This is a genomic window from Pedobacter sp. (genome assembly GCF_041662865.1).
Lineage (GTDB): Bacteria > Bacteroidota > Bacteroidia > Sphingobacteriales > Sphingobacteriaceae > Pedobacter.
On the sequence record NZ_JBAZRL010000051.1, the window covers coordinates 1 to 23431 of the forward strand.

The window sequence follows — 23431 nt, forward strand, 5'->3', positions numbered from 1 at the left end:
AGTCGGTAGAGCAATGGACTGAAAATCCATGTGTCGCCGGTTCGATCCCGGCCCATACCACTTTAAAAGCCCTAACTAGTTAATAGTTAGGGCTTTATTGTTTCTACTATTCTGTGAAAATATCATTATTTGATTATTGGAACTTATCTTAATAGTTGTAAATCAACATCTTATGTCTTTTTAGTGGTTCGATGTCCTAGCATATCTCATTGTTTGCTACACTAATCAGAGGTCGTCAGTCAATGCAGTAATTTCTTTGATCACTTGGTCAAGGCCTTCTGCTGCTGCTTTGATCATGGGAATGAGCTCGGCATTGGGAGAATCATTCGGGTCGCAAAGTTGGACAAGTCCCAGGATGTTGGCTACCGGCGCTCTGACGCGATGTGACTGGATCCAGGCGATTTCCCGCAGGCGTTTATTTTGGTCTTCGATCCTATGCAAGTGCTCCTGCGACTCGGTAATGTCGCGCAGGAAGCAGTTGACGCCAATGACTTGATCATGCAGATCACGGATCGGGTTGAAGCTCAATTCCTCGTAGACCTGCTTCCCCTCGATCTCCCGTTGCCTGACAATGCTGAAGGCTTCGCCCTTGAAGGCTCGTTCGTAACTTTCGAAAAAAACTTTGAGCCTATCCTGTACAAAATCATCATTGGTCACCTCATCTTCATTCTTTCCAGTCAGTTCCTTTACGCGGTCCCAGAATGCTTGGTTTCCGGTGATGATCTGGGATTGCCTATCTACCGACCAGATCAGGTCGTGGGTATTATTGATGATCGCTCGAAGATTCTGGCCATCATTGTAGATCTTTTCCTGGATCTTTTTCTGTTCGCTAATATCCACGAAGTAGACTGCGATACCGTTCTTGGTCGGATAGACGTTCATTAATCCCCAGACCCCCAGCGGCGCATAAAGTTCTTCAAAATGTACGCTGACTCTTTCGGTCATAGCCCGCTCATATTCAGTATAGAAGCGGCCTTCTCGTGATCGAGGAAAAAAGTCCCAAAGGTTTTTGCCCATGATTTCAGCCCTTGAGCAAGACAGCGCCTGTTCTGCCGCTTTATTGATGAAGGTGACTTCCCAGTGGCTATTTAGTGCATAAAATCCGTCAGTGATGCTATCGAGGATGTTCTCAAGCTCTGCGGATTTTTCGTTCACAATCTGCTCGGCACGCATCTTTTCATCGATGTTGACAAGTAGCACCTGCCGCGCACCGTTTCCCTCAAATACGGTGTAATGCGTATAGACATTAACATAGAATCGTTGCCCTGCCTTGTTGATATGTAACCAACGACCTGCATTCAAATGGCCTTTGGGCAGTTCCTTATGTATTTCGATCAGAGCGGGAATTTCCTCAGGGGGGCGGATATCGGTTAGTCTCAGTTGGAGGAACTCTTCGCGGCTATAGCCATATTGCTCAATAGCGGCATCGTTTACCGCCAAGAAGCGGAATGTATGGTCGTCATAGATATACATCGGGGTAGGGATGTTATCGAAAAGTCGCTTGTAATCCTCTCCACTGGTTTTCAGGTTTTGCAACTGCTTCCTTACCTGGAAATAGTGCACCAAACCAATGATGAGTATAAAAGCCAATGCAGCACTAGTGAAATCCATAGGTTCAAGATTAAATGGTTTATTAGGTGACTACAATGCAATTTAGTGTTTTTATTTGTCATCCTGAAAGGATATAAAGTGACCATCTCATTCTTCTCGATGAAGATTGAGTTCCCCTAATTTTCGTAAATCGCTGAAGAAGTGTTTCGAGATTTGTATCTTTCTGACCACTTTAAAACCTCAGAAATCTGAGGTTTTTTTGCGTTTAAAGAATTTTTTAATGTTGAATGAGATTTTAAGCCTAATTTAACGGAAATTTTATCGCTGACACGTATGTCGTAAAGATGTCGTAAACAAGACGCAAGTAATTTAAATTTAATCAAAATACATTTGTGACAACGAAAATTAAAAAGATGATAAATTTAGAACTTGCCAAAAAAATCAAACAACTTCGCACTAATAAGGGCTATAGCCAAGAAGAACTAGCTGAAAGAACGCAATTAAGCTTAAGAACTATTCAAAGGATTGAAGGTGGAGAAACTGAACCACGAGGTGATACGCTTAAGAGACTAGCAAATGCATTAGATGTTACTCCAAACGATTTAATTGAATGGATAGACCAAGAGGATAGAGGTTTTTTGACCTTGCTAAATTTATCAGCATTAAGTTTTGTAGTTTTTCCTTTATTAGGGCTAATTTTACCGATTGCTTTATGGGTATTAAAAAAAGACAAAGTGAAAAATGTAGATGAAACAGGTAAGAAGATTATTAATTTCCAAATTACTTGGTGCATCCTACTTGGGTTTTTATATATCTTATTTATTAGTGTGATGGTTTTTAATGTTGATATACGCATCCCAAGTTTTGTTTTAAGAAGCCTATCGAGAATAAATATAATGAATATGGGAGGCGTTGAGCTATTACTGATAGCTGTTCCTATTTTATTATATGCCTATAATTTCTGCTTAATTATATTCAATACCTTTCGAAGTTATCATTCGAAAAATACTTTTTATAAACCAGCCATTAGATTTTTGAAATAGACAAGTCCAGCATCTTAATGCCTTAAACAACTACTGGAGGAATAATTTCATCCTGCTCTGCTAATGATTTTACGTTTGCTAGCGCTTTAGGCCACATTTCTGCAAACATTTCTATCATTGCTTTATTATCTTCAGTGTCATCCATTTCCATAAAGACATGTAATTCTGTTTTAGCATCTACATCTTTCAAAGTGTAATTTTCTTTAGCGCCAGCCCATCTCTTTACTTCTTCGCTTTCGAGATCTTCAATTCCGTTCATTACCATTCCTAAATGTTCAATTGACATATAGTCATAAGGTATGTTTTCTACAATTCTAGAAACCATTCCGCTATTCTCAGCTCCTAAGAATAAGGCTTTGCTTCCTTTTTTCCAATCGGTTTCTACTCGAGAACCTTCGCCAAAAGCAGCAGTCCACATTGGATATGTTTTTTCGCCCCAAAGTACATTCCAAACTTTTTCTTTAGGCGCATCAATTTCGATTTTAAATTCCATGATAAAAGAGTTTTAGGTTATATGTAATAAGTCAGAAGTTATTTGCCCATTTTGCTAAAATCCATGTACAGCACATTCCATCTATGTCCATCTACATCAATAAAACCGCCGCCATACATCCAGCCATCTTTTTCTCCGCCATTGGCATAAATTTTACCACCAGCATCTTCGGCTTTTTGTAGCATTTGATCTACCTCCTGTGGACTTTCTGCATCGATAGAGAAAAGTACTTCAGTACCAACAGTCGTATCAGCAACTTTGTTTCCACTAAAACCAGCAAGCACATCATCTCTAAATAACATGAGTACTAATTTTCTATCGCCAATAAAAAAAGATGCCATTGTTTCGGTAATAGGATTACGTTCATTAAGCGTAAATCCCATTTGGGTAAAGAAAGCGACTGATTTATTAATGTTCTTTACTGGAAGATTAATCCAAATATCTTTTGTCATAATTTTTCATTTTAGTTATAAACTAAAGTTCAGCAATTATAAAACAAAAAGGAAGGTGTAATCAGACATTTTAAAGGTGTAAAGACGACAGCTTTTTAGCCAAGCGCATTGTAACAAGCTCTGCAGCGAGGCTCGTAACTATCCTTTTCTCCTAATAAAATTTTTGCATCATTAGCTACGGTACGGTATGAATAAACCGCCGGACTACCACATCGCATGCACACAGCATTTACTTTGGTAACATGCTCTGCAATAGCTAATAGGGCAGGCATTGGACCAAAAGGCTTGCCTAAAAAATCCATATCTAAACCAGCAATAATTACTCTAATTCCTTTTAGAGCAAGTTTATTACACGCTTCAGGTAGATCTTCGTCGAAAAATTGTGCTTCATCTATACCTACAACTTGCGTGTTGGCGCCTAATAATAAAATAGCCGAAGAACTATCAACTGGAGTAGATTGTATCGAATTTAAATCATGAGACACTACTGCAGTTTCATCGTAACGTGTATCGGTTTTGGGTTTAAATATCTCTACATTTAGCTTTGCAATTTGAGCTCTTTTTAGCCGTCTAATCAATTCTTCTGTTTTGCCTGAGAACATGGAGCCGCAAATTACTTCGATGCTTCCACAAAATTCTCCTCTTCTAAAGTTTTGCTCGCTGAATAACATTTGTAAAGGTATTTTAGCCAAATATAAAAGAATTTTATAGTACTTTTGATTGTCATTTATTAACATAAATCTCCCATTTTTTCGTTAAACAGTTATGATGAAACAAGAAGATCTTTTTAAGAAATTAGGATTGATATTAAATGAGTTGAATGAACAATATCAATTTTTAGCACAAAACCCACAACAACTCAATGAGTTAGAATTGGAGCTTTTTCATGCTAATGCAAATTTCCTAGCAGACCATGTTCAAATCATAAAGAAAATAAGCCTTAGCCAGCAAGCTCCTCTTGCCATAGCACCTGCTGATGAAAATCCAGAACTTCCTGAAAATGCAACTGAAAATGTAGCAGATGGTATTCAAGATGAGCAACAAATGGAGGAAATAACTTTTGCAGATCAAACTGTAGAACCAGAACCATTAATAGAAGAAAAGCCGAGCCCAGATTTAGCAGAAATAGAAGAAGAGGTCTTTAAATTGGATAATGAACCTTCTAAATTTGAGTTTATTTTAAATGATCACTCAGAACATGAGAAATTTGATTTTGAAGAGAAAAGTATAGATGAAATTTTTGATAGGCCTCTAAGTGAGGAAGAAGAATATATTTTAGCACAAAAAGGAAAATTAAGAGATCCGATAGAAGAAATTACGGATGCTGATGAAGATGAAATTGGTCCTGAACCATTTTTAGTCCGAAAAGAAGATGATTTTCCGATAACTCCAAAAGATATAGAATTAGAAGAGGCGCCAACTCCCGAAGTTAACGCTGATAGAAATGAGCCTGTTGAAGATCCAAATTATAAACCAACATTAAATGATTTGTTGGCAAGTAGGTCTACTGCTAATTTAAACTCTACTGCAACAACGGGTATTTCAGATTTAAAACAAGCGATTAACTTAAACGATAAGTTACTTTACATCAAAGATTTGTTTAATGGCTATAATTTAGCTTACGCTGAAGCAATTGATTTGGCTAACAAGTTGCCAAATTTCGAAGCTGCTGATAATTTCTTTAAAAAGAATTATGCTGTCAAAAATAATTGGGCAGAGAAGCAAACAACGGTTGATAAATTTTATGAATTGTTAAATCAACGGTTTAAATAAATCCCATTCTATTTGAATCGAGTTTTAAGAAAATAAATAACAAAATCGTAAAACTCCATAAAGACGATCCTCCGTAACTAATAAATGGCAACGGAATTCCAATTACTGGCATTAAGCCAATAGCCATTCCTATATTAATAAATACGTGAAAGAATAGAATGCAGGCTATACAATAGCCATAAATTCTAGAGAAAGAAGAACGTTGTCGCTCTGCAATATTTATAATTCTTAAGAGTAAAAAAATATAAAGGCCAATTACTACAAAACAACCTGCAAATCCCCATTCTTCACCTACGGTTGAAAAAATAAAATCGGTACTTTGTGCTGGTACATATTTTAATTTTGTTTGTGTTCCTTGTAAAAAACCTCTCCCCGTAGCTTGTCCAGAACCTATAGCAATTTTAGACTGAATTACATTATAGCCAGCACCCTTATTATCTTTCGCTAAACCAAGTATCAATTCTATACGAGTACGTTGATGCGGTTGCAAAACATTGTTGAACATAAATTTGGCAACAAATAAATAAGCAACGGCGATTAGTGTGATGACACCAATACTAATCATCTTTTGTTGCCGCTTTCTATTGGTGTAAATAAACAAAGCCCCAATAAGTAGAATAGAGGAAATGAGTATAAGAGGAGATACGAAGAGGTTCAGTATAAATAATAAAACAGCTCCCCAAAATATAATTAATAAATTACCAGGTAAACCTTCTCTATACAATGGAAACATAAAGGATAAAAACACCAACATAGATCCTGCATCTGGTTGCAACATAATTAGCGCCATTGGTAGTATAATAATTGCACCACAAATAAGAATTGGTTTCAACGAATTAAGCTTAACGTTAAAAGAGCTAATGTACCTTGCTAAGAGTAAAGCTGTACCAAATTTAGCAAATTCTGAGGGCTGTAGTCTAAATGAACCAATGGGAATCCAGGCTTGATTTCCGCCCACATTTCTACCAACAACTAATACCACCAGTAATAGGAAAATAGTTACTCCATAAATTACTGGAGCAAATACACTAAAAAATTTGGCGTCGAAAAGTAAAATAGATAAGCCTAAAATTAAGCCAGTTGCTGCAAATATAAGCTGTTTGCCATAACTCGCACCAAAACTAAAAGCAGTTGTTTTATCAGGATTGTATTCTGTAGAATAAATATTTGCAACTCCTATTGCACACAAGGCGATGTAAATCAATATCGTTATCCAATCTACATTAAAGAAAAACCGATTACTTTGATGCTGCATTGCCTTTTGGTTTAATAGCTAACTTATTAAATTGATTTTGAGCAACTTTTGTTTTTGTAGGCAAAGTCTTCTTCAAACTATCAGCTTTTTTAGAACTATCTGGTTTACTAAGTGGCTTTACTAGTGGTTTGGTTACAAATACAGGTAATAAATTGGCTTCCTTATACATTTCTATTGTACTGCCATTTATTCTCCTACCCGAAAGTGAATCTGTTAAATATTTTTCGGTCAGATAACTTGCAATCGGCGCTGCATATGCACCTCCATAACCGCCATTTTCAACAATTACTGCAATGGCAATTTTTGGATTATCTCTGGGAGCAAAACCGATAAATACAGAGTGATTTTTACCTCGACTATTTTGAACTGTACCGGTCTTTCCGCACATAATGATATTCTGTAATCTAGATTCGGTGGCTGTGCCCCATGATTGGTTTACGGCATCTTCCATACCGTCAATTACTGGATCAAAAAAACGAGCGTCAATACCAACAAAATGTTTTTCTTTATATCTGGCATCAATACTTTTTCCATTTCCGATAGATTTAACTACATGTGGCTTTAAATAATAGCCTCTATTGGCAATAATTGCCATGATATTAGCCATTTGCAAAGGCGTGGTATTAATTTCTCCTTGTCCAATAGCAACAGACATAATAGAAGTATTACCCCAATATTTGCTACGGTGTAGTTTATCGTAATCTGCGGCTCTAAATAGTTTATATGCTTTTTCACCAGGAAAATCAATTCCTAAAGTATCACCAATACCAAACTTTCTAACCTTATTTTGCCATGCCTCATAAGTACTATGTTGTTTGGCGTAAGAACCACCATTCTTAGTCATCAGCTTTGCGAAAATATTATAGAAATAAGTATTACAAGAACGAGCTATTCCCCGTCGTAAACTAATATTTCCATCAACGTGCTCACATTTAAATCTTCTATTTCCTGCAATATAATACCCTGGGCAATTAAATGTTGTATTTGGGTCTACAACTCCTTCACTCAATGCAATTAAAGCATCCAATGGTTTGAAAGCAGAACCTGGACTATATCCACCTTGTATTGGCCTAACCACAAAAGGCCGATTAGGATTGCCGTAAATTTCCCTATAGTTAGGACTAAAGTTATTTCCAACCAATTTATTAGGGTCATATCCAGGACTACTCACGAAAGCCAAAATTTCTCCAGTACTAGGTTCTATTGCAACAATACTTCCAACTTTGTTGGCTAATAATTGCTCACCTAATTTTTGTATTCTGCTATCAAGGGTGGATACTAACTGATCACCGGAAATAGCTAATGAGTCCAATTTTCCATTTGCATAACTTCCCTGCGCTACATTATGTGCATTGTAAAGCATATTAGTTACACCTTTTGTGCCTCGCAATACGGTTTCATATTCTCTTTCAATGCCACTTTTCCCGATATAATCACCTGATTTGTAATAGCCAGCATGTTTTTCTATATCAGTTGGAGTAACTTCCCTCATATAGCCTAAAAACTGACTAGCAATACTATCTGGATAATATCTAATAGTTCTTTTTCTAACACTAAACCCTCTATAGTTAAACATTTTTTCTTGAAGGGAGGCATAGGTTTCAACCGATATTAACTTTTGAAAAATTGATTCTTGATACCTGGATTGTACAACTGCTTTTTTAAACTTTTCCCTAAATTGTACCATGTCAATGCCAATGATGTTGCAAAGCGATAAGGTATCAAAAGGTTTTACTTGATTTGGAGTAACCAATAAATCGTAAGTTGGCTGATTTTGTGCTAAAACATTGTTATTACGATCTAAAATTACACCTCTAGCTGGATAGGTATAAATTTTGCGAAGTGCATTATTGTTAGCGCTTAAAAAATATTTATCGCTAATTACCTGCATATAAAAAAGCTTGCCCAAAAGGATTAGGGCAATCAAAACAAATAAACCTTGAATAATATATTTTCTATTAAACAATTGATCCATTAATTCGATTTTCTATTATGGAAGATAAACTCGACCAATAAAACTATAAAAAGAGTAAAAATAACACTTAAAACACATCGGCCTAAAGTGTAAGAGAATTCGCTTAATTTAAATGCTTCTAAAAAGAATACGACAAAGTGATGTACAAAAATACAAAGGATGGCATAAATGGAAAACCATTTAAAACCCATGTTGCCAAGTGAGGGCTCAGGTTCATCAAATGCATCACGGTTTACACTGACAGAAATAAATAAAATCCGTACAAAAGCCAATGCGACGCAGGCTGTTGTATGTACGCCTAAAGTATCGTAAAAAGTATCTAGCGTTAAACCAGTGCCAAAGGCGATAATAAAAAGTAATAAGTTTGGTATCCCGAAAGGAAGAACCAAAATAAATAATACGTAAATAAAAGGAGTGGAGAGATTATAAAAACTAAGATTACGTAGCAGGAAAACCTGCACAAATAAAAGTACAAACCATCTAAATATGTTGATGAAAATAGTTTTACTGTTCATTTGGTGTTTGAGTTTCTAAAGCTTTTTGTTCTTCTGCTAATCGGTTTTTTATAATGTAAACATATTGCAACGTGCTAAAATCGTTAAAAAGATTAATTTCTAACGTCATAAAGCTGTCTCCAGTACTAATTTGCGTTTTGCTTACTTTGCCAACTTCTATCCCTTTAGGAAAACCACCAGCACCAGAAGTGACAACTGTATCTCCAATATTAACTTTAAAATGATTTGGTATTTCTTTGACATAAGCCTTTCTGAAATCGAAATTTCCATCGCCCCAAACTAATGAACCAAAGGCATTATTCTTTTTAAGATTTACACTTATTAAAGTCTCTTTGTGTAATAACGATCTAATAGTAGCCAAATGTGGCGAAACATTTAATATAAACCCAACTACCCCTTTGTTTGGCGAAATAACTGCCATATCTTTTACAATACCATCATCACTACCTCTATTAATTGTGATGATATTGTTGCGTTGGGTAATCGAATTTTTAATCACTTTAGCTGAAAGTAACGTGTACTGTTGCTGATTTACAGTGTCCTTAACAACAATAGTTTTACTACTGTCAATATCTTTTAAGGAAATCAGCTCTGTTTTTAGTTTAGCATTTTCTATAGCAAGACTATCGTTAACTTGTCCTAAATTTAAATAGCGTTTTAAAACATTTAAGCGTTCATAAGCGCTACCTACTACTTCATTTGTAGAATTTAAGGTAACACTACGTTGAAAAAGATTATTTTTTAGCGTAAGAATAATACCAGCCGTAAAGAAAATAATGAAAAAGAAGAATGCGTTATATCTGCTTATGAAAATCCAAAGGTTACGCATATCTTGAGGTAAGATGGAAGAAGTAAGATGTAAAATGGTTTAATACATCTTCCATTTTACATCTTCCATTTTCCGTGAATTATTATTGCATTAAAAATTTAAAATTACCAATGTTTTTCAAAGCGATACCGGTGCCACGAACTACTGCACGAAGTGGATCTTCGGCAACGTGAACAGGTAATTTCGTTTTAGCAGCCACACGTTTATCCAAACCACGTAACAATGCACCACCACCTGTTAAATATATACCAGTTTGGTAAATATCAGCCGAAAGCTCAGGAGGTGTAATCTCTAACGCTTTTAAAATCGCTTCTTCAATTTTTGAGATAGATTTATCTAAACAATGTGCAATCTCAGTATATGAAACCGTAATTTGTTTTGGTACGCCAGTCATTAAATCTCTTCCTTGCACAGCAAAATCTGCAGGCGGATCTGCCAATTCAGGCAAAGCTGCACCAACTTCTATTTTGATTTTCTCAGCAGTACGGTCACCAATCATAATGTTGTGTTGCCGACGAATATAATTCACGATATCACTATCAAAGTTATCTCCAGCAACACGTATTGATTGATCGCAAACAATACCAGATAAAGCAATAACCGCAATTTCAGTTGTACCACCACCTATATCAATAATCATGTTTCCCATTGGTTCTTCTACATCAATTCCAATCCCTACAGCAGCTGCCATTGGCTCGTGAATTAAGTATACTTCTTTTGCTCCAGCAATTTCTGCGCTATCTCTAACCGCACGTTTTTCAACTTCGGTAATCCCGCTAGGAATACAAATTACCATTCTTAATGATGGAAACATCCATCCTTTACCACCGTTTAACATACGAATCATCCCTTTAATCATAGCTTCTGCAGCATTAAAATCTGCAATTACACCATCTTTTAAAGGTCTAACTGTTCTAATATTATCGTGTGTTTTACCTTCCATTTGCATTGCCTGACGGCCAATTGCAATGATTTTATTTGTTTGCCTATCAAAAGCAACTATCGAAGGTTCGTCAACTACTACTTTATCGTTATGTATGATGAGGGTGTTTGCGGTGCCTAAATCTATAGCAACCTCTTGTGTAAACCAATTAAATAAACCCATTTATATGCGGTGTTTTATTGTATTAAATTAATGTGTACTTATACAATGTAAAAATACACCTTTTTATTGTATTCCGAATTAAATAATTAGTGCTTAAAGTGTCTAACCCCTGTGGTAACCATTGCAATTCCTTTTTGATTACACATGTTAATAGAATCTTGATCTTTTATTGATCCACCTGGTTGTAAAACAGCAATAATTCCAGCATCAGCAGCTAGCTCAACACAATCTGGGAAAGGGAAAAATGCATCTGATGCCATTACCGCTTCTTTTAAACTAAATCCAAACGCTTCTGCTTTCACAACTGCTTGTTTCAAGGCATCAACTCTAGAAGTTTGTCCGACACCACTTGATATTAACACATTGTCTTTTACAAAAACAATGGTGTTTGATTTGGTGTGCTTTACAATTTTATTGGCGAAGATTAAATCTTTAATAGATTCTGCACTTGGAGCTTTTTCAGTAACAACAGTCATTTGGTCGGCACCCTCAAGGCTTAAATCTTTATCCTGCTCAATTACACCATTCAGCAAAGTTTTGAATTGTTTTTTGCTTAATTCAACTTCGTTACGTTGTAAAATCACTCTGTTTTTCTTCGCTTTAAATAATTCTACAGCTTCTGGTTGATAAGAAGGAGCAATTAAAACTTCGAAAAATAGGTTGTTTATTTCTTGCGCTGTTGCCAAATCAACTTCTTGGTTAGTAATTAAAACGCCTCCAAAAGCAGAAACTGGATCGCAAGCTAACGCATCTTTCCAAGCTTCTAAAACAGTAGCTCTTGATGCTAAACCACAAGCATTGGTATGTTTTAAAATAGCAAAAGTGGGTTCTGTAAATTCATCGATTAAAGCTACAGCTGCATCAACATCTACCAAATTATTATAGCTTAATTCTTTACCGTTTAACTTGGTAAACATTTCATCTAGGTTGCCGTAAAATGTTCCCTGTTGATGAGGGTTTTCGCCATAGCGTAATGTTTGTGCTTGTTTTACACTTTGTTTGAAAACATTTAATGGTTCTTCTGCATTAAAATAATTGAAAATTGCTGTATCGTAATGAGAAGAAGTATGGAAAGCTTTTTTAGCATACGATTTACGTTGACCTAAAGTTGTAGCGCCATCTTGGGCTTGTAATTCTTCTAATAAATTTCCGTAATCATCTTTTGATGCGATAATTACAACATCGTTAAAGTTTTTCGCGGCAGCACGAATTAAAGAAATCCCACCAATATCTATTTTCTCAATAATTTCTGCATCAGTTCCGCCGGCTTTTACTGTTTCTTCAAATGGGTAAAGATCTACGATTACTAAATCAATTTCTGGAATTTCATACTGAGCAATTTGCGCTGCGTCTCCAGCTAAATTTCTACGATTTAAAATTCCACCAAAAACCTTCGGATGTAAAGTTTTTACACGCCCACCTAAAATAGAAGGATAACCAGTTAAATCTTCAACAGCAGTTACTGGGAGGTTTAAATCCTTAATAAATTGTTCGGTACCACCTGTAGAAAATAGGGTTACGCCTTGTTGGGCTAAATATTGAACAAGAGGTGCTAAACCATCTTTGTAATAAACTGAAATTAAAGCGTTTTTGATCTTTACTTGCTGACTCATGAAGGGTGTTATTTTAAGCCGCAAAGGTAAGAAAATGTGATGGTTTTTGCAGGAGGTTTTTTAAAGAAAAATGCAATAAATGTAAGATGTCCCAAAGGGATGTCTTTGGCATAAAATGTAAAAGGGAAAATAACCTAGACTTCTAGCTCTTTCAGTCTTTCTAACTTTCCAACTATTTTTACTTTTTAATCTTCTTTATAATACTCTCAACCACTCTTGGGTAATGTAAATGCTCTAATTGCTGACCTTTAAATTTAACCATTTCAAGGTTGTCGCCTTTATCAATTCGGTATTTTGCTTGGTAAATATATTCGCCTTCATCATAGTTTTCGTTCACATAATGGATAGTAATTCCACCTTCAGGCTCATTAGCTTCCATTACTGCCTTATGCACAAAATCTCCATACATTCCTTTTCCACCAAATTTTGGTAAAATAGCAGGGTGAATATTTATTATCCTTCCAGGGTATTCTTGCAATATATTTTTAGGGATTAACCATAAGAAACCAGCCAATACAATTAAATCGATGTCTAAATTTTTCAATAGATCAATAATATTGTCGGTTTTATAAAACTCGTGCTTGTCAAAAATGTGAGAAGGGATTTCAAAACTATCAGCACGTTGTAAAACATAGGCATCAGGATTATTGGTTAAAACTAAAGCAACTTCCACCTCTGTGTTGCGTTTAAAATGTTCCATTAATTTTTGGGCATTTGACCCTGATCCTGAAGCAAAAATTGCGATCCGTTTTTTCACTAAGCTGATGTTTTTTTCAAAAATAGCATTTTACCCTTTTAAAGAAAGAGTTTTTCAAATTTTAAATGTCTAAGTCGGTCATTTTAACTCAAATGCAAGAAAACCTAGTGACGTGAGCGTTCATTTTACTGTTGGCAGCCAAGTTTTTAACCTAATAGGATCAATTATAAAATTATTTTCAAAAGCATTTTGCATTTTAAAAACATTAACTCTATATTTGCAGTCCGAAAAATAGTTAACACAGAAGATATAAAAGGCTAAACAATAATGGCAAATCATAAATCGTCTTTAAAAAGAATTAGAGCAAACGCTACAAAACGTCTACGTAATAGATACCAGGCAAAAACTACACGTACTTTTATTAAGAGATTACGTGCAGCTGAAGATAAAAAAACTGGTGCTGAGTTATTACCTAAAGTAATTTCTATGTTAGATCGTTTAGCTAAGAAAAACGTAATTCACAAAAACAAAGCTGCTAACAACAAATCTAAATTAACGAAATTCGTTAACGGTTTAAAATAGTTCGCTTTTTTAATGATATTGGAACGGTATTACCTTTGGTGATATCGTTTTTTTTTGTGCCTAAAATTTTAATAGGTTATAGAGGAGCAATGCCAAAAGTAGCTAGTGGACGAAGCAAAAAAGTTGTGGAATTTAATTTTCGCCTAAAGCCCTCTTACAGTTTTTACAAATGACCTTGAAAATACATTAAGGTTTGCCATTTAATCTTTGCTTTCTGCCTAGCTCACCTTTCATTCAGCTATGCTTTTAAAACTCGTTTAGTAGTGCGAGCAAATTAACATTAATTTCGATTCTTCTTACTATTAAGTCCGCATTAAGTCCGCATAGAGTCCGCGTCTTTATGTAATAATGCGGACTATACTCGGATTTATTATGGCTTTAATATTACCTTAACACAAAGCGAACCTTAAGAAAAAAATAATGTTCTTGTTATTCATTGCCCTTTTACTTGCAAGAGTGCCTCACTGTTGATTTAAGAAGCTTCTTGTAGGGAAAATGCGGCTGCTGGCCTAGTGTTTTATCTATTGGGCAGTTCATAAATAGTCCTTTCTATTTTCTTGCAATAGAAATAATTAATCTCGCCCCAACTTTTACTCCTGATCCATTTAAATTTCTATATTTATCACAATCAATCCATCCCTAATAAAATTTAATAAGTAAAATTTAAAAACAGGATGGACAATTACGACCAAAAATTAGGTATTAAAGCCTGGGCAGAAGCTGATAGGCCACGAGAAAAAATGCTTTTGCAAGGCAGAAGACAATTAACAGATGCAGAGCTAATAGCAATTTTAATAGGCTCTGGAAGTAGAACTGAAACTGCCGTAGATTTAAGCAAACGAATACTCAGTTTTTATCAAAATGATTTAGCCAAATTGGCGAAATTAAATGTTAAAGAACTTTCTAAATTTAAAGGGATTGGTGAGGCAAAGGCAATTGCTATTGTTGCCGCATTAGAATTAGGTAGGCGTAGAAAAGAAATAGAAGAGGACGGTCCAGTAAAAATTACTTCTTCAAAAGACGTTTATTTTATTCTTAAACCAGAACTTACAGATTTGCCCCATGAAGAATTTTGGGTATTGTTGCTTAATAGAGCCAACTTTGTTATAGGCAAACATTTTATTAGTAAGGGAGGGCAAGCTGGAACAGTAGTAGATCCGAAAATTATTTTTAAAGTGGCGATAGAGCAAAATGCCTCATCAATTGTGTTGGCACATAATCATCCCTCTGGTAATTTAACTGCTAGTGAAGCTGATATTAAAATTACTAAACGACTAATTGAGGCTGGAAAAATTTTAGAAATCACAGTTTATGATCATCTTATTATTAGCGACCACTCTTTTTTAAGTATGGCTGATGAAGGATTAATTTAAAACAAAGGTTTTATACTAATTTAATATTCAATTTGTAATTTAGTGGGATGATGAAAAGAACATTTCTATTCTTGTTACTATGTTTATCGATAGTGTCGGTAACAAATGCGCAGAAAAATCAGCCAATAAATATCATTTCTTATAATATCAGATTAAATGTAGCTTCTGATGGAATTAACGCTTGGCCGAACAGGAAAGATAATGTTAAAGCATTGGTTAAGTTTTACGATGCTGATATTTTGTGTGTTCAGGAAGCTTTGCCAGAGCAATTTGATGATTTAATAGCTAATACAGATTTTGATGTAGTTGGGGTTGGGAGAGACGATGGTAAACGTAAAGGCGAATTTTCTGCAGTATACTTCAACAAAAATCGTTTTGTGAAAAAAGATGGTGGAACTTTTTGGTTATCGCTGACGCCCGATGTGCCTAGCAAAGGTTGGGATGCAGCTTTAAATAGAGTTTGCTCATGGGTGAAGTTGTATGACAAATCAAATAAAAAAGAATTTATCGTTTTTAATACACATTACGATCACATTGGAGTACAAGCAAGAATTGAATCGGCTAAATTAATTAAAAAGAAAATCCAAGAAATAGCCCCAACATTACCCGTTGTTTTTACTGGAGATTTAAATGTAACTCCAGAAACTGAAGCGATTGCAACAATTAAATCATTTTTAACAGATGCTAAGGAAATTTCAATTGAACCACCTTATGGGCCAACGGGTACATTTAATGGGTTTAAATGGGATAGCCCTTTAAAAGATAAAATTGATTATATCTTTGTAAATAAGGCGTTTAAAGTACAAAAATTTGCAGTATTGTCTGATAGTAAAGATCAGCGCTATTATTCAGATCATTTACCTGTTTTTGCGAGATTATTTTTTTAATAAGATTAATTGGTTTAGAAAACTAATTGGGCTTTTCTTCTTTAACTTTTTCTTTCTTCCTCACAAAAGTCATTGTATTTCTTCGAGTTTCTCTTAACCAATTCGTTTGTTTATCATTAACACGTTGTATTCTAAGTGTATCAGGTCCTGCGAATTTGATAAAATGATATAAAATTAGAGTATGAGCACCATTTTCTTTATTAATTGTAGTTAATTTTAGTTGATCTAAATTTCCATTTTTATCAATTTCATAAGTTCCATCTACTTGTACCTCATTTCCTTTACGCTCTGTTATACTTGTAAATTTATTATCTACATCAAATTTATAAGTCAATTTGCTTTTCTTTTTTGGACTCTCATATTCCCATGTACCTTTTATCGATTGATAATTGATCTCTTGTGCATTTGCAATAGAAAAGTGCAAAGAGAATAGGAGTAGCGTGCTGAAGAATTTCATCGTTAAATTAGTTAAGTTAACTTCTGATTTACTATATACAAAACAAGGGCCATTTTGTTTGCTTTCTGGCTTTACCTTTCAGCTATAAATAATATCTTTGCATTTAATTTATAAAGTGGTGATGTCTTGATACTCACTATTTGATACCTGATACTCCAAAAATGAAAATATCATACAGCTGGCTAAAACAATTTATACAAACCGATAAAACTCCTCAAGAAATTTCTTTAATCTTAACCGATATTGGGTTAGAAGTAGAAAGTTTAGAAAAAGTTCAACCCATTGTTGGTGGACTTGAAGGTTTGGTAATTGGCCATGTAGTTGAGTGTGGCCAGCACCCTAATGCAGATCGGTTACGTGTAACTAAAGTTGATGTTGGTACTGGCGAATTCTTGCAAATTGTTTGCGGTGCGCCAAATGTTGCTGCTGGTCAGAAAGTGGTAGTTGCTACGGTAGGTACAACAGTCTTTCCTAACGAGGGAGAACCTTTCAAAATCAATAAATCTAAGATCCGTGGAGAAGTTTCTGAAGGGATGATTTGTGCCGAAGATGAAATTGGGTTAGGAGTATCTCACGATGGAATCATGGTTTTGCCAGAGAATACAGAAATTGGAATTCCTGCAAAATCTTATTTCAAGATGGATGACGATTTTATGTTTGAAATTGGTTTAACGCCGAATAGAGCAGACGCAGCATCACATTTAGGTGTAGCTAGAGATTTAGCTGCTTATTTGCGAACCTCTTATCAACTCCCAGACGTTTCATCTTTTAAAACTGGCAATGAGAATTTAAAAATAGAAGTTAAGGTTGAAGATACAACCGCTTGTCCACGTTATAGCAGTGTGAGTATTACAGGTGTAACTGTAAAATCATCGCCAGATTGGCTAAAAGATAAATTGAAAGTTATTGGTATCCGTCCGATTAATAATATTGTTGATGTAACTAATTATGTGTTGCACGAATTAGGCCAGCCATTACATGCATTTGATGCTGATCAAATAAAAGGTAAACGAATTATCGTAAAAAAATGTCAAGAGGGAACTCCTTTTATAACATTAGATGATGTAGAACGTAAACTTTCTGCAGATGATTTAATGATTTGCGATACTGAAAAACCGTTATGCATTGCTGGTGTGTTTGGAGGAAAAACTTCTGGCGTTAGTGAGAAAACCACAAACATTTTCTTAGAGAGCGCTTATTTTAATTCGGTTTCTGTACGTAAAACTTCTAAAAGACATAATCTAAAAACAGATGCATCTTTCAGATTTGAGCGTGGTACTGATCCAGAAATTACAGTTTTTGCATTAAAACGTGCCGCATTATTAATTCAAGAAATAGCTGGTGGAGAAATCTCTTCTTCAGTTTCTGATATTTATCCTGTTAAATCAACTCCGTTTGATGTAGAAGTAAGTTATGCAAATATTGTAAAGTTAATTGGTCAGGATATTCCATCTGAAGAAATTAAAGCAATTATTTTAGCTTTAGGAATTGAAGTTGTTAAAGAAACCACTGAAGACTTAAGTTTAAAAGTGCCAGCTTACAAAGTAGATGTAACACGCGAATGCGATATTATAGAGGAGGTTTTACGCATTTATGGCTATAACAATATTCATATTCCTACAAAAGTAAATGCTTCTTTGGCCTATACTGCAAAGCCTAATAAAGAGAATGTACAAAATCTAATTGCCGATATGCTTACTGCTAATGGGTTTTTAGAAATTTGGTGTAATTCGCTAACACGTTCAGCTTATTCAAAAAATCCTGATGAAGCTGTGCGAATTTTAAATCCGTTAAGTTCAGATTTAAATGTAATGCGTCAAAGTTTATTGCAACCTGCTTTAGAAAGTGTAGCTTATAATCAGAACCGTAAAAATTCAGATTTGAAACTATATGAATTTGGTAAGACCTACCATCACATTGATTCGAAATATGTAGAACGCTCACGTTTATTAATTTTAATTAGTGGCGCAAAGCAAAGCGAACAATGGAATCATGCAACCACACCATCAACATTTTATAATTTAAAAGCTGCAGTTGATGCAATAATTGGTCGTTTAGGTATTAACAATTATCAAGTTGAAGAAGTGAAGGATGAAAACTTCGCCTATGGTTTAAAATATTTTAGAGGTGATAAAGCATTGGTTTCTTTTGGAGCTGCAACCGTATCAGATAGAAAACAAGCTGATGTAGACAAAGAAGTGTTTTATGCAGATTTTGACTGGGCTTTGTTATTAGATACGGTTCGTAAAAATAAAATTGTAAACAAAGAAGTATCAAAATATCCGGCAGTACGAAGGGATTTGTCGATGTTGGTAGATGAGCAAATTACTTTTGATGAATTGAAAGCAATTGCATTTAAAACAGAGAAAAAACTAATTAAGAGTGTTCAGGTATTTGATGTTTATCAGGGTGATAAATTACCGGCTGGGAAAAAATCTTATGCATTAAATTTCACTTTACAGGATGAAGAGCAAACTTTAACCGATAAACAAATTGATGCCATTATGCAAAAGATTATAGTTAACTTAGCCCAAACTGCAAAAGCAGAGATAAGAAAATAAAAAGTTTGGCTCTGGCTTTATCCAGAACAAAATAAAAAAAATATAATTTTTAATAATGTCTTCGGTTGCTGATCAATTAAATAGTGTATTACAAAAAACAGCTCGCTTAATTGAGCTTTGTGGTGCTTTGCAAGAAGAAAATGATTTATTAAAATTAGAAAATCAACAGACAAAAGCAGCGTTAAATGCTGCAAAAATAAAGCATACAGATCTCGATGAGAAGTTAAGGGTACTTAAATTAGCAAAGAGTATTGAAGGAACAAGTGAAAAGACACTTGATATAAAGCAAAAAATTAACGAATTTGTGCGGGAGATTGATAAGTGTGTAGTGTTACTTAAAAAATAAGTAACATAAATAATTGAAACTAAGCTAAAAAATGGGAGAAATCTCGATTAAAATAACTATTTCCGACCGTATTTACCCTTTAAAGGTGAATATGGAAGAAGAAGAAATTGTAAGACGGGCGGCTAAGATTATTAATGAACGTATAAAAGACTACCAAGAAAATTATGCGGTTAGAGATAAACAAGATTTGCTTTCTATGGCGGTGTTGCATTATGCAACGGCCGTTTTAAGAACGGAGCATAAGGTGCAAAATCAAGATACTGCAGTTGCCGAAAAAGTTGAGGAATTAGATAGTTTATTAAACGGGTTTTTCGCTAAATAAAAACGTTCTTTATAATTAGTTTGCTAAATAAGTTCATTAACAAACTATAATAGCTAATAAAATTTGGCCGTGGCTAAATTTTTATGTTTCAATATTTCCTGAATTAATTTATTATCAGCTTTGCTGGAAATAACATTTAGGTGCATGCGACATAATAATTTAGTTACGGTTTTTTTATATAAAACAAAATGGAACCATCATAATTTCGAATATGTTACAACTGAAGAAATTATGATAGCTCCATACCATTAAAAACAAAAGTAAAACAATGGAAATTTTAGGAATAACGGGATGCATACTTGCCAGCTTAATTGTTGGTATTGTAATTGGCAGATACCTGTTGCGAAACTTGTTAAAACAGCAGGAAGTAGCAGCGCAGAGCAAAGCAAAGAAGATACTTAAAGATGCAGAAAGCAATGCTGAGATTTTAAAGAAAGATAGATTACTTGAGGCAAAAGAAAAGTTTTTGCAAATGAAAGCCGAACACGAGCAGCAAGTAAATGCTAGAAATAATGAAGTGAACCAACGCGAAAATAGTGTTAAGCAAAAAGAACAATCGCTTAACCAGAAGTTGGAGAACATGAACCGCAAAGAACAAGAATTAGATACTCACAAAGCTAATTTGGAAAAACAAACTGCTGTTGCCATTAAAAAGCAAGAAGAAGTTGATGTTTTGAAAAGTCAGCATGTACAGCAATTAGAAACAATTGCGGGTTTAAGTGCAGAAGAAGCGAAGAACCAATTGGTAGAGAATATGAAATCTGAAGCACGTTCTCAAGCAATGATGCAAGTGAAAGATATTGTTGATGAAGCTAAATTAACAGCTAGCAAAGAAGCTAAAAAAGTAGTTATTCAAACCATTCAACGTACTGCTGCAGAAGCTGCAATCGAAAATTCTGTATCAATTTTTCACATTGATAGCGATGAAATTAAAGGTCGTGTAATTGGTAGAGAAGGAAGAAATATTCGTGCTTTAGAAGCAGCAACAGGAATTGAAATCATTGTAGACGATACACCAGAAGCAATCATTTTATCAGGATTTGATCCAGTTAGAAGAGAGATTGCTCGTTTGGCTTTGCACCGTTTGGTAACAGATGGTCGTATACACCCAGCCCGTATTGAAGAGGTAGTGGCGAAAACCAAAAAGCAAATTGAAGATGAGATTGTAGAAATTGGCGAGCGTACCGTAATCGATTTAGGTATTCACGGTTTACACCCAGAGTTAATTAGAATGGTTGGACGTATGCGTTACCGTTCTTCTTATGGACAAAATTTATTACATCACTCGCGTGAGGTAGCTAATTTCTGTGCTACAATGGCAGCAGAACTAGGCTTAAACGCTAAGATGGCAAAACGTGCAGGTTTATTGCATGATATAGGTAAAGTGCCTGATGATAATCCTGAATTACCACACGCAATTTTGGGTATGCAATTGGCAGAGAAATATAAAGAACATCCAGAAATCTGTAATGCAATTGGAGCTCACCATGACGAGATCGAGATGACTTCTATGATTTCACCAATTATTCAAGCGTGTGACTCGATTTCGGGAGCAAGACCTGGAGCAAGACGTGAAGTGGTTGAAAGCTATATTAAACGTTTAAAAGAGTTAGAAGAATTAGCGTTGTCATATCCAGGAGTAGAGAAAACTTTTGCGATACAAGCAGGTAGAGAATTACGTGTAATTGTAGAAAGTGAAAGAATTACAGATGCACAAGCAGAATTATTAGCAGCAGATATTTCTAATCGTATTCAAACTGAGATGACTTACCCTGGTCAGATTAAGGTTACGGTAATTAGAGAAACTAGATCTGTAGCTTTTGCTAAATAGAATTTTTAAAAGAATAATTTCAAAAATAAAAAGCGATGGATATCCCGTCGCTTTTTTTTATTTTTATAGAATGAACCTGTCGTTATGGAACTGAAGTAAATCCGATAGCTATCGGATCAGCATGACGGTTATAATCATTACCAAAATGGAACAAATAGAAAAACGCCCTGTAGATGTACTTTTTGATAAATATGCAGAAAGTCATCAAAACCATACAAATGAAACCATTCATTGGATTTGTGTACCGTTAATTGTGTTTAGCTTATTGGGTTTAGTTTGGCAAATTCCGTTTCCAGAACTAAGTTTTTTAGGTCAATACAAAACGTTTTTTAACTGGGCATCTTTTCTACTTGCCTTTTCTTTGTATTACTATTTTACACTTTCTCCTGTACTGTTTTTCTTAATGATATGGGTAGTAGGCTTGATGAGCTTTTTTATTGTAAAAATAGAACAAGCTGTTGGTTTAGGAAGTGGAACTGCATATGGCATTTACGCTGCTATTTTCGTGCTTGCTTGGATCGGTCAATTTATCGGTCATAAAATAGAAGGGAAAAAGCCTTCATTTTTAGATGATGTTAAGTTTTTGTTAATTGGGCCAATTTGGTTATTGCACTTCATCTGCAAAAAAGTAGGCTTAAAATATTAATTCTCTTAGCATTTAACAATTTGTTAACCTATGGGTAAACGAATAGTAATTCACAGCTAACATGTAGCTAACATTGTGGTAATAGTTTTGCCTAAACAAAAAATAGGCAAATTGAAATCACAATTAACTCTTAAAAAAGCATTATTAACCTTACTATTTGTAGTTATTAGTGCAACTGTTTTCGCTCAAGGAACAGGAAAAATCGTAGGCACGGTATCGGATAAAAAAACTGGCGAAACACTTATTGGTGCTGCAGTTAAAATTGCAGGTACAACTAAAGCAATTGGAACCGATGTGGACGGTAAATATACAATTGGTGGATTATCTACTGGGAAATATACACTAGAAGTTTCTTATATAGGTTATTCGTCTAAATTGGTTACGGATGTAGAAGTTAAAGACAAAGAAACAACATCACTAAATATTATTTTAGAAGAATCGGCTGCTAACACGCTAAACCAAGTTGTAATTACAGCTTCTTTTAAACAAGAATCTGTAAATTCTTTATACGCACAACAAAAAAATAGCGCTGTTATTTCAGATGGCATCTCTAGTGATCAAATAAAAAAATCACCAGATAAAAATACTTCTGATATTTTAAAAAGAGTAAGTGGTGCAACCATTCAAGATAATAAGTTTGTTGTAATTAGAGGTTTAAGTGATAGGTATAATACTGCAACATTAGATGGAGCAGCATTGCCAAGTACAGAGCCTAATCGCAAGGCTTTTTCTTTTGATATTGTACCCTCAAATTTGGTTGATAATTTGATAATTAGCAAAACCGCAACACCAGATCTACCTGCAGATTTTACAGGTGGTGCCATTCAAATTGTAACTAAAGATATACCTAATAACTATTTTATCAGTTTTGGAATTGGTGGTGGTTACAACACCGCTTCTACTTTTAAGGATTTTAAAAGTGGTACAAGAAATGCCACAGATTATTTAGGTTTTGATAATGGTGACAAGGCTTTACCTGCAAATTTTCCTTCAACTAGTAAAATTGTAAATAGAAATTTAACTACCGCACAAAGTATTGCAGCAATGAGAAGTTTGCCGCAAGATTTTAATATCTATACCAATTCGGCCTTGCCAACTCAAAATTATCAGTTTACGCTTGGTAGG

23 protein-coding genes are annotated in these 23431 nt (G+C 34.7%); 11 read left to right on the top strand and 12 right to left on the bottom strand.

Annotated elements, in window-relative coordinates; genetic code table 11:
- Window positions 1-225 precede the first annotated feature (225 nt).
- Window positions 226-1611: a PAS domain S-box protein gene (locus WC622_RS13960; protein ID WP_372820318.1), complete on the bottom strand. Its 1386-nt coding sequence runs from the start codon at window positions 1609-1611 to the stop codon at window positions 226-228.
- Between the two features lie 353 nt (window positions 1612-1964).
- Here WC622_RS13960 and WC622_RS13965 point away from each other — a divergent pair, with 353 nt between their 5' ends.
- Window positions 1965-2594 carry a DUF4870 domain-containing protein gene (locus WC622_RS13965; protein ID WP_372820319.1) on the top strand — a complete coding sequence of 210 codons (630 nt, stop codon included), beginning with the start codon at window positions 1965-1967 and terminating at the stop codon, window positions 2592-2594.
- A 22-nt stretch (window positions 2595-2616) separates the two neighbouring features.
- Here the strand turns inward: WC622_RS13965 and WC622_RS13970 are convergent, their stop codons facing one another.
- The 3 genes from WC622_RS13970 to WC622_RS13980 form a co-directional block, all read right to left on the bottom strand.
- Entirely contained in the window at window positions 2617-3087 is a 471-nt protein-coding gene (locus WC622_RS13970; protein WP_372820320.1) for an SRPBCC domain-containing protein, read from the bottom strand.
- A 38-nt stretch (window positions 3088-3125) separates the two neighbouring features.
- Entirely contained in the window at window positions 3126-3539 is a 414-nt protein-coding gene (locus WC622_RS13975) for a VOC family protein (RefSeq protein ID WP_372820321.1), read from the bottom strand.
- 95 nt (window positions 3540-3634) lie between these two features.
- Entirely contained in the window at window positions 3635-4210 is a 576-nt protein-coding gene (locus WC622_RS13980; protein ID WP_372820337.1) for a thymidine kinase, read from the bottom strand.
- Between the two features lie 94 nt (window positions 4211-4304).
- Here WC622_RS13980 and WC622_RS13985 point away from each other — a divergent pair, with 94 nt between their 5' ends.
- Entirely contained in the window at window positions 4305-5312 is a 1008-nt protein-coding gene (locus WC622_RS13985; RefSeq protein ID WP_372820322.1) for a hypothetical protein, read from the top strand.
- On the opposite strand, the gene rodA is transcribed toward WC622_RS13985, so the two are convergent.
- From rodA to purN, 7 genes are all read right to left on the bottom strand, one after another.
- Complete coding sequence (gene rodA, locus WC622_RS13990; protein WP_372820323.1) at window positions 5305-6567, bottom strand: rod shape-determining protein RodA; 1263 nt, start codon at window positions 6565-6567, stop codon at window positions 5305-5307. The two genes, WC622_RS13985 and rodA, sit on opposite strands and share 8 nt — an antisense overlap.
- On the bottom strand, window positions 6551-8542 hold the full coding sequence (gene mrdA, locus WC622_RS13995) for a penicillin-binding protein 2 (RefSeq protein WP_372820324.1): 1992 nt from the start codon (window positions 8540-8542) through the stop codon (window positions 6551-6553). The genes rodA and mrdA overlap by 17 nt, the downstream gene beginning before the upstream one ends.
- Complete coding sequence (locus WC622_RS14000) at window positions 8542-9057, bottom strand: rod shape-determining protein MreD (protein WP_372820325.1); 516 nt, start codon at window positions 9055-9057, stop codon at window positions 8542-8544. The genes mrdA and WC622_RS14000 overlap by 1 nt, the downstream gene beginning before the upstream one ends.
- Complete coding sequence (mreC, locus tag WC622_RS14005) at window positions 9047-9886, bottom strand: rod shape-determining protein MreC (RefSeq protein WP_372820326.1); 840 nt, start codon at window positions 9884-9886, stop codon at window positions 9047-9049. Before mreC ends, WC622_RS14000 begins: the two co-directional genes overlap by 11 nt.
- 82 nt (window positions 9887-9968) lie before the next feature.
- A complete protein-coding gene (locus WC622_RS14010) occupies window positions 9969-10991 on the bottom strand; it encodes a rod shape-determining protein (RefSeq protein WP_173272216.1) in 1023 nt (340 codons plus the stop codon).
- An 86-nt stretch (window positions 10992-11077) separates the two neighbouring features.
- A complete protein-coding gene (gene purH / locus WC622_RS14015) occupies window positions 11078-12604 on the bottom strand; it encodes a bifunctional phosphoribosylaminoimidazolecarboxamide formyltransferase/IMP cyclohydrolase (RefSeq protein ID WP_372820327.1) in 1527 nt (508 codons plus the stop codon).
- 178 nt (window positions 12605-12782) lie between these two features.
- The gene (gene purN, locus WC622_RS14020) at window positions 12783-13361 is read right to left on the bottom strand and encodes a phosphoribosylglycinamide formyltransferase (RefSeq protein WP_372820328.1); all 579 of its coding nucleotides are present in this window, start codon (window positions 13359-13361) and stop codon (window positions 12783-12785) included.
- Between the two features lie 267 nt (window positions 13362-13628).
- Between purN and rpsT the strand changes: the two genes are divergently transcribed.
- The 3 genes from rpsT (at window position 13629) to WC622_RS14035 (ending at window position 16143) form a co-directional block, all read left to right on the top strand.
- Window positions 13629-13883, top strand: coding sequence for a 30S ribosomal protein S20 (gene rpsT, locus WC622_RS14025; protein ID WP_055132277.1), 255 nt, complete (start codon window positions 13629-13631; stop codon window positions 13881-13883).
- 674 nt (window positions 13884-14557) lie between these two features.
- A complete protein-coding gene (gene radC, locus WC622_RS14030; protein ID WP_372820329.1) occupies window positions 14558-15256 on the top strand; it encodes a DNA repair protein RadC in 699 nt (232 codons plus the stop codon).
- A 47-nt stretch (window positions 15257-15303) separates the two neighbouring features.
- On the top strand, window positions 15304-16143 hold the full coding sequence (locus tag WC622_RS14035) for an endonuclease/exonuclease/phosphatase family protein (RefSeq protein ID WP_372820330.1): 840 nt from the start codon (window positions 15304-15306) through the stop codon (window positions 16141-16143).
- Window positions 16144-16165: 22 nt separating this feature from the next.
- Here the strand turns inward: WC622_RS14035 and WC622_RS14040 are convergent, their stop codons facing one another.
- Entirely contained in the window at window positions 16166-16600 is a 435-nt protein-coding gene (locus WC622_RS14040; RefSeq protein WP_372820331.1) for a hypothetical protein, read from the bottom strand.
- A gap of 161 nt (window positions 16601-16761) precedes the next feature.
- Here WC622_RS14040 and pheT point away from each other — a divergent pair, with 161 nt between their 5' ends.
- From pheT to WC622_RS14070, 6 genes are all read left to right on the top strand, one after another.
- Window positions 16762-19161 carry a phenylalanine--tRNA ligase subunit beta gene (gene pheT / locus WC622_RS14045; RefSeq protein ID WP_372820332.1) on the top strand — a complete coding sequence of 800 codons (2400 nt, stop codon included), beginning with the start codon at window positions 16762-16764 and terminating at the stop codon, window positions 19159-19161.
- A gap of 55 nt (window positions 19162-19216) precedes the next feature.
- Entirely contained in the window at window positions 19217-19507 is a 291-nt protein-coding gene (locus WC622_RS14050; RefSeq protein WP_372820333.1) for a hypothetical protein, read from the top strand.
- 31 nt (window positions 19508-19538) lie between these two features.
- The gene (locus WC622_RS14055) at window positions 19539-19829 is read left to right on the top strand and encodes a cell division protein ZapA (RefSeq protein ID WP_173272232.1); all 291 of its coding nucleotides are present in this window, start codon (window positions 19539-19541) and stop codon (window positions 19827-19829) included.
- A 268-nt stretch (window positions 19830-20097) separates the two neighbouring features.
- Window positions 20098-21660: a ribonuclease Y gene (rny, locus tag WC622_RS14060; protein ID WP_372820334.1), complete on the top strand. Its 1563-nt coding sequence runs from the start codon at window positions 20098-20100 to the stop codon at window positions 21658-21660.
- A 145-nt stretch (window positions 21661-21805) separates the two neighbouring features.
- Entirely contained in the window at window positions 21806-22306 is a 501-nt protein-coding gene (locus WC622_RS14065) for a DUF962 domain-containing protein (protein ID WP_372820335.1), read from the top strand.
- 111 nt (window positions 22307-22417) lie between these two features.
- On the top strand, window positions 22418-23431 hold a 1014-nt coding region (locus tag WC622_RS14070; protein ID WP_372820336.1), incomplete at its 3' end, for a carboxypeptidase-like regulatory domain-containing protein.

Coding starts and splice junctions, on each gene's coding strand:
- WC622_RS13960 (WP_372820318.1), bottom strand. CDS start 1,611: ATGGATTTCACTAGTGCTGCATTGGCTTTTATACTCATCATTGGTTTG.
- WC622_RS13965 (WP_372820319.1), top strand. CDS start 1,965: ATGATAAATTTAGAACTTGCCAAAAAAATCAAACAACTTCGCACTAAT.
- WC622_RS13970 (WP_372820320.1), bottom strand. CDS start 3,087: ATGGAATTTAAAATCGAAATTGATGCGCCTAAAGAAAAAGTTTGGAAT.
- WC622_RS13975 (WP_372820321.1), bottom strand. CDS start 3,539: ATGACAAAAGATATTTGGATTAATCTTCCAGTAAAGAACATTAATAAA.
- WC622_RS13980 (WP_372820337.1), bottom strand. CDS start 4,210: ATGTTATTCAGCGAGCAAAACTTTAGAAGAGGAGAATTTTGTGGAAGC.
- WC622_RS13985 (WP_372820322.1), top strand. CDS start 4,305: ATGATGAAACAAGAAGATCTTTTTAAGAAATTAGGATTGATATTAAAT.
- rodA (WP_372820323.1), bottom strand. CDS start 6,567: ATGCAGCATCAAAGTAATCGGTTTTTCTTTAATGTAGATTGGATAACG.
- mrdA (WP_372820324.1), bottom strand. CDS start 8,542: ATGGATCAATTGTTTAATAGAAAATATATTATTCAAGGTTTATTTGTT.
- WC622_RS14000 (WP_372820325.1), bottom strand. CDS start 9,057: ATGAACAGTAAAACTATTTTCATCAACATATTTAGATGGTTTGTACTT.
- mreC (WP_372820326.1), bottom strand. CDS start 9,886: ATGCGTAACCTTTGGATTTTCATAAGCAGATATAACGCATTCTTCTTT.
- WC622_RS14010 (WP_173272216.1), bottom strand. CDS start 10,991: ATGGGTTTATTTAATTGGTTTACACAAGAGGTTGCTATAGATTTAGGC.
- purH (WP_372820327.1), bottom strand. CDS start 12,604: ATGAGTCAGCAAGTAAAGATCAAAAACGCTTTAATTTCAGTTTATTAC.
- rpsT (WP_055132277.1), top strand. CDS start 13,629: ATGGCAAATCATAAATCGTCTTTAAAAAGAATTAGAGCAAACGCTACA.
- radC (WP_372820329.1), top strand. CDS start 14,558: ATGGACAATTACGACCAAAAATTAGGTATTAAAGCCTGGGCAGAAGCT.
- WC622_RS14035 (WP_372820330.1), top strand. CDS start 15,304: ATGATGAAAAGAACATTTCTATTCTTGTTACTATGTTTATCGATAGTG.
- WC622_RS14040 (WP_372820331.1), bottom strand. CDS start 16,600: ATGAAATTCTTCAGCACGCTACTCCTATTCTCTTTGCACTTTTCTATT.
- pheT (WP_372820332.1), top strand. CDS start 16,762: ATGAAAATATCATACAGCTGGCTAAAACAATTTATACAAACCGATAAA.
- WC622_RS14050 (WP_372820333.1), top strand. CDS start 19,217: ATGTCTTCGGTTGCTGATCAATTAAATAGTGTATTACAAAAAACAGCT.
- WC622_RS14055 (WP_173272232.1), top strand. CDS start 19,539: ATGGGAGAAATCTCGATTAAAATAACTATTTCCGACCGTATTTACCCT.
- rny (WP_372820334.1), top strand. CDS start 20,098: ATGGAAATTTTAGGAATAACGGGATGCATACTTGCCAGCTTAATTGTT.
- WC622_RS14065 (WP_372820335.1), top strand. CDS start 21,806: ATGGAACAAATAGAAAAACGCCCTGTAGATGTACTTTTTGATAAATAT.